The sequence below is a fragment of the Streptomyces swartbergensis genome (genome assembly GCF_002148965.1).
Classification (GTDB): Bacteria; Actinomycetota; Actinomycetes; order Streptomycetales; family Streptomycetaceae; genus Streptomyces; species Streptomyces swartbergensis.
Window position 1 is genome coordinate 1 of record NZ_NGFN01000565.1, and the last position, 3,061, is coordinate 3,061.

At 70.9% G+C, this 3,061-nt stretch carries 2 protein-coding genes; both read right to left on the reverse strand.

From position 1 onward, the window contains the following. On the reverse strand, positions 1-868 hold an 868-nt coding region (gene lhgO / locus CA983_RS42085; protein WP_425276513.1), incomplete at its 3' end, for an L-2-hydroxyglutarate oxidase. A 74-nt stretch (positions 869-942) separates the two neighbouring features. Beyond that, positions 943-2,364, reverse strand: a complete 1,422-nt coding sequence (locus CA983_RS42090) for an NsdA family TPR-like regulatory protein (protein WP_086605910.1) — start codon at positions 2,362-2,364, stop codon at positions 943-945. Between the last annotated feature and the right edge of the window lie 697 nt (positions 2,365-3,061).

Genomic DNA, 3,061 nt, shown 5'->3' on the forward strand with positions numbered 1-3,061 from the left:
TCCCCCACCCGTACCCCTCGCGGGCCAGCGCCGGCACCGCGTTGGGCCCGACGTGGACACCCCCGTCGATCCCGCGTGTGAGATGCACCCCGAGGAACGGAAACGCCGGGTCGGGGACCGGATACACCAGGCCCCGCACCAGCTCCGGCCGGGCCAGCTCGTAGTACTCGCCCCGGAACGGCACGATCCGGACGTCCGGGTCGTCCCCGGTCAGCCGGGCGATCTCGTCGCTGTAAAGGCCCGCGCAGTTCACCAGCATCCGCCCGCGTACGACGTCCCCGGCGGCCGTGAGCACGGCGACTCCCCGCTCGGGGCGGCGGTCGACACGGACGACTCTCGTGCCGTAGCGGATCTCCGCGCCCGAGCCGTGGGCCAGCTGGCGGGCGACCGCGACGAAGTCGCAGATGCCGGTCGTACCGACGTGTATGGCGGCGAGGCCCCGCACCTCCGGCTCGTACTCCGCGATCTGGGACCCGCCCAGTTCACGCACCGGTATCCCGTTCTCCCGGCCGCGCTGCACGAGTGCGTGCAGGCGGGGCAGCTCGGAGCGGTCGGTCGCGACGATCAGCTTGCCGGTGACGGCGTGCGGGATGCCGTACTCGGCGCAGAACTTGACCATCTCCGCCGCGCCCCGCACCGCGTAGCGCGCCTTGAGGGAGCCGGGGCGGTAGTAGATGCCGCTGTGGATGACGCCGCTGTTGCGGCCGGTCTGGTGCCGGGCCGGGCCCGGTTCCTTCTCCAGGACCGTGACACGTGTGCCCGGTGCGGCCCGTGTGATCGCGTACGCCGTCGACAGACCGACGATCCCCCCGCCGATCACCAGCACGTCACAGTCGTACGCGATCTCCGGTACCCGCGCCACCTGCACCACCTCCCGCTTCGATAGTGCACTGCGCCACTGACAATGCCTTCAAACGCGGGGACGCCGGCATGCCTGTCCGCCTATGCCGGAGCCATCAGCAGCGGCCGGGCGCGCTCCCGCAGCTCGACCACGCGTGGCTCGTCGCCGTACGGCTCCAGCCGGTGCAGGAGATCCTTGACGTACTCGGTGGTGCGGGCCGAGGAGATGCGCCCGGCGACCTCCACCGCTCGTACGCCCTGCTCGCACGCCGCGTCCAGGTTTCCCGACTCCAGTTCGGCGACCGCGGAGACGACCAGGCGCAGGCCGTGCGAGCGGACGAACTCCTCGGTGGGCTTCGAGAGGGCCTGTTCCGTGAAGCGGCGGACCTGGCGCGGGGCCTTCAGGTCGCGGTAGCACTCGGCCGCGTCGGCGGCGAAGCGGTCGTAGGAGTAGAAGCCGAGCCAGCTCGGGTCGTTGTCGCCGGGGCGGGCGCGCTCCAGCCAGCTCTCGGCCGCCTTCAGGGCGCCGCCGGCCGCCTGGGCGTCACCGGCACGCGCGTGTGCCCGGGCCTCGACGAGGCGGAAGAAGCTCATCGTGCGGGCCGTGGCGAGGCCGCGGTTGCGTTCCAGGGCGGCCTGGGCGAGGTCCACGCCCTCGTCGCCGAAGCCGCGGTAGGTGGCCTGGAGGGACATGGAGGCCAGGACGTAGCCCCCGAGGGGGACGTCCGCCGCCGCCCGGGCCAGGCGCAGGGCCTGGATGTAGTAGCGCTGGGCCGCTTCCTGCTGGCCCGTGTCGAAGGCCATCCAGCCGGCGAGCCGGGTGAGTTCGGCGGAGGCGCCGAAGAGGGCCCGGCCGACCTCGTCGGAGTAGGAGCCGAGCAGGAGGGGAGCCGCCTCCACCCTTAGGCACTCGGGCACCATCGACGAACGCCAGTCGCCGCCGCCGTACTTGGAGTCCCAGCGCCGCGCGTCCTCGGCGGCCTCCCGCAGCTTCTGCACATCACTGTGGCCGACTTTGAGCGGTGCGCCGGAGTCCTCGCCGGGGACCACGTCACGCGCTACCGAACTGTCGGCCGGGGTTATCAGCCATCGTGAGGCGGGCGTCGCGTACGCGCTCACCGCGAACGATCCGGCCAGCGACTGCCAGATGCCGCCCCCGGCGCGGCGGCCCGCGAGGTCGAGGCGGTACAGCTCCGTCGCCGTCTTCACCGCCTGTCCGACGTCCCGCGGGAAGGCGAGGCCGACTTCGGGCGCGGGGTCCGCGTCCGCCAGGCCGATCTCGTGGAGCGGCACCGGGCGGCCGAGCTTCTGGCCGATGGCGGCGGCGATGAGGTGCGGCGCCGCACCCTGCGGCACCATGCCCTTCGACACCCAGCGCGCCACCGACGTTTTGTCATAGCGAAGCGTCAGTCCTCGCTGAGCGCCAAGATCGTTGACGCGCCGCGCGAGGCCTGCGTTCGAGATTCCCGCGAGGGCGAGAACGGCGCCGAGTTTTTCGTTCGGCCCGCGTTGCTCCCTGGACATGCGCCACCCCTCGACACAGACGGCTGCCGACGTTGGCATAACCACGCGGCATTCGTAAACACAGCGTAGTTCGCCGCATCCCAAGCGTTAAGGGGCATTGTTCCGGTTGGCGGGATTGTGGTCCGTACTGAAGTGCGTTTCGGATACGGGCTGTTGCGGTGTGCTCCCACTGTGTGGCCGTGCGCCTGTCCGTGCGCTCTTCTCCGGCCATCGCGGGAGCGGTTCCATGGTCGTTGCGTGGGTCGGCCCGCTGTACTGGATCCAGTGGGCTGGGGGACACCGCCGCCTCCATCCCCGCGGGCGGCGGAACGGTCCGGGAGGCGTGCTCCGTCTCCCGGACTGCGCGACCGCCCGGTGGTACGCACAGCCTGTACGGAGAGTGTTCGACGCTGTCCGCGTGAGAGGGATTTGGCCGAAAAACGACCCCGTCGGTGGTGGGGTATCAGGCCTCCTACCACGGTACTTGAGGGCGCGTCGGGCGTATTCGGGGCGCGTATCGGGGGCGCATTCGCGCCGCAGTCGTACTGGTGACGTGTCGCTGACGTGCCTTGCCTCCTGGCCGTCCCTTCTGTTCTCGCCGCTTCGGCCGCCGTCTTCCCTTTCTGTCTTCACTGCCGTCTTTGCCACCGTCTTCGCTTCCGCTTTCTCCGCCCTTGTCTTCTTGTGGCATGGGGGAGTTGGGGGCGTTCGGGGGTGT